Source organism: Methylobacterium sp. J-077 (assembly GCF_022829365.1).
GTDB lineage: Bacteria > Pseudomonadota > Alphaproteobacteria > Rhizobiales > Beijerinckiaceae > Methylobacterium.
In genome coordinates, this window is sequence record NZ_JAKSYJ010000082.1 from 1 (window position 1) to 2,464 (window position 2,464).

At 62.3% G+C, this 2,464-nt stretch carries 4 protein-coding genes and 1 pseudogene; 1 reads left to right on the plus strand and 4 read right to left on the minus strand.

Translation table 11 applies throughout. The features are described from left to right. The 3 genes and pseudogenes from MKL11_RS05805 to MKL11_RS05815 all read right to left on the minus strand — a co-directional run. A pseudogene (locus MKL11_RS05805) lies at positions 1-297 on the minus strand (Tellurite resistance protein TerB); the annotation flags it as partial. Between the two features lie 126 nt (positions 298-423). Further along, complete coding sequence (locus tag MKL11_RS05810; protein ID WP_243941163.1) at positions 424-588, minus strand: hypothetical protein; 165 nt, start codon at positions 586-588, stop codon at positions 424-426. A 214-nt stretch (positions 589-802) separates the two neighbouring features. Further along, positions 803-1,090 carry a hypothetical protein gene (locus MKL11_RS05815; RefSeq protein ID WP_243941166.1) on the minus strand — a complete coding sequence of 96 codons (288 nt, stop codon included), beginning with the start codon at positions 1,088-1,090 and terminating at the stop codon, positions 803-805. Positions 1,091-1,524: 434 nt separating this feature from the next. Between MKL11_RS05815 and MKL11_RS05820 the strand changes: the two genes are divergently transcribed. Continuing rightward, a complete protein-coding gene (locus MKL11_RS05820) occupies positions 1,525-1,752 on the plus strand; it encodes a hypothetical protein (RefSeq protein ID WP_243941168.1) in 228 nt (75 codons plus the stop codon). Between the two features lie 183 nt (positions 1,753-1,935). Here the strand turns inward: MKL11_RS05820 and MKL11_RS05825 are convergent, their stop codons facing one another. Beyond that, a complete protein-coding gene (locus MKL11_RS05825; RefSeq protein ID WP_243941170.1) occupies positions 1,936-2,190 on the minus strand; it encodes a PsiF family protein in 255 nt (84 codons plus the stop codon). Positions 2,191-2,464: the final 274 nt, after the last annotated feature.

A 2,464-nucleotide genomic window follows, 5' to 3' on the forward strand; every position in this document is an offset into this window, starting at 1 on the left:
ACGGCCGGCGATCGCGGCGACCCGGCGTAGGTTCTCCACCCGACCCGCACGGGTCCTTGCCCGGGCGATCGCCTCGTATAACGCGTTCTCCAGCATCAGGAGGTCGTAGCCCTTCTGGATGATCGGGTTGGCGCGCAGACCCACCAGTGTGGTCTCGAACTCGTCACCTGCCACCTCGCCGTCAGCGACGATGACGTTGGCTGCGGCCGAGATCCCCGCCTGCATCAGCGCTTCGTCGCCGGCATAGGCCGTGACGGTCCGACCGAAGCGGTTCAGCAGATCCTTGAGGGCGTTCATCACGATCCAATCGTTTTTCAGACAGCAGCCCTACAGCAGCGCAAGCGACATGCTACGACGCCTGACTGGGCTTGCTTCTCTAGCAGGGCCCGCGTTTGGCAGCTTCGAATGACCCGGCTGGCCGAACTACAGAATGACCCCGCGTTCCGACAGGCGGTATTGGCCGTGCTGGGCGCTTCCAGCACCCTCAGCGGACGAGAGGTGACCGAGGCAGAAGCTCAGTTCCTTGTAGGCATCGCGCTGGCCACCTTCGCGAATGCCGGTGGCCTGAACGAGCCGAGCGTCAGTCATCTCGCGCGGTTCTCTGGCAAGCTAGTGCACAGACGCCGACGAACGCACCACGTGCTTCTCCGCTAACCGGCTGCCATCGCTTAGAAATCCCCACTGCCTTTTGTCCGTTTTGTCGGCGTCAGAGCACTAGGGGCGAGCGAGACTGTCGATAGCCTGACTCAGCACTGAGCATCGAGAGACACCCCGCGGACGCGAGCCGCGGGGCGGTCGATAATTATTTACCGCTGGGAGCTGCGCCGCTGCCGGTGGTGCCGTTGCCCGAGCCGCTGCCGGCAGGGGCAACGGGAGTATCGACGCGCGGACCTCCGCTGGTGCCAGGCGCCATACCAGTCCCCATCGAGCTGGATCCGGTCTCCATGGACTTATCGGAGCTGCTCTTCACGCTGCCAGGGTTGTTCATATTGCCCTCAGCGCTTCCCCCTCCGGCCGGCGTCTGGGCAAAAGCGGCCCCGGTAACTGCGACCGCGAGCGCTGCAGCAAGGGCAAGTGTCTTCATCGACATGGCGTTCTACTCCGGACGGATCGGTTCGATCGGTCCTGGGCTGAACGTCATCATGATCGATATCGTTCATGCTTCCGTCGCGGATCACCGCTGTCGGCATCATCTTGCTTGCTGTCGGCGCTTGGTTCGGCTAGCGAGGCTACTCCAGACAAAGAAAAGGCCACCCCCGAAGGAGCGGCCCGAAGTCTAGGGAGGAAACGCCCTTCTCAGGGCAGCAGGATCGCGACGCCATCGCCATCCCGCGACGCACATTTAAGCTGGTGCGTCGCAGCAAACAATACCGAAGCTCCGACCATCGCACATAGCCGTCGTGTCTCGATGTGCGGGTCGCATGAGCATTAGGATTAGAGACACCAACCGTTAACCAGATTGTCACTCGCTCGCCGCATGTCGGCGGTAGGCACTCTCGCTCCCGCAACAGCCGTGAGCAGAGCATGACGCGAGCCGACCTCGACAAGCGCGCAGAGCTGACCGTGTGGCCCGGCCGGGGGCCAGCGCACGTTGCACAGGGTCACGAGTTCCCAACGCTACGCCAGGCTCTCGTGGCAGCCGCAGAAGCCATAGACGCCGAGGACGCGCAGCCCTGGATCATCACAGAGGACGGCGACATTCTCTCGCCTCGATGGATCAGGGCCAACACAGGATCAAGCCGCCTACAATAATGGGCCGTAAGCTGGCGCTTGCGGTGTCCGGTTTCCCCGTTGCGCCAACTCTCACACAACTGCCCGGCCGAGGCTTCACGGGGGGTAGGGAACTGGTCTGCGTGCGCCTGTTGTAGAGAGTCTCTCACAACGCTCGCCGCATCAGACGGACCAGCTTGGAGCCAAAGGGTGCCCAGCGGGCCTTCAGGTCTGCCCATGCTTACACTTGTTCCGGAAGGCCTTGCGTGCCTTGCCATGCAAACCCTGCTTATCGGCCTCTGCCGAGCATTCTTTCGACTTGGCCGTGCGATCCGCCTTGGGTGCATCGGACTTCATCGCCGGTGCGGATGCAGCTGCGCCGGGCACCATGCCAGGTGTGTTCGTCGTCCCTTGCGCATTGACAGGAGCGACGAGGAAAAGGCTGCTCGCGACCAACGAAACGGCGAGGGTGAGCTTCATGATCGAATGCTCCTGTAAGCCGCCTGAAACAGCTTCACGATAACCTGCGTTCCGCCACACACGGATCAGTGATTTGTCACTTGATCCATACTATCGCGCTCGACGGGCGCTCGGCTTCGGCCCCCCAGAGGTTGCGCTTGGCGCGAGTCTTACTCGCAACCGCGGGGTCGCCGCCGCGGTTGCGGGTTCACAACCCAAGCGCGAAAATCGTCTGAACCTTCTACGTTAAGCGCTATTAACCCAGATCAAGAGCGGTTTGAGGGCTGCTCACTTT

Excerpts from the sequence above, each read along its gene's own strand:
- MKL11_RS05810 (WP_243941163.1), bottom strand. The coding sequence starts at position 588 with ATGACTGACGCTCGGCTCGTTCAGGCCACCGGCATTCGCGAAGGTGGC.
- MKL11_RS05815 (WP_243941166.1), bottom strand. The coding sequence starts at position 1,090 with ATGTCGATGAAGACACTTGCCCTTGCTGCAGCGCTCGCGGTCGCAGTT.
- MKL11_RS05820 (WP_243941168.1), top strand. The coding sequence starts at position 1,525 with ATGACGCGAGCCGACCTCGACAAGCGCGCAGAGCTGACCGTGTGGCCC.
- MKL11_RS05825 (WP_243941170.1), bottom strand. The coding sequence starts at position 2,190 with ATGAAGCTCACCCTCGCCGTTTCGTTGGTCGCGAGCAGCCTTTTCCTC.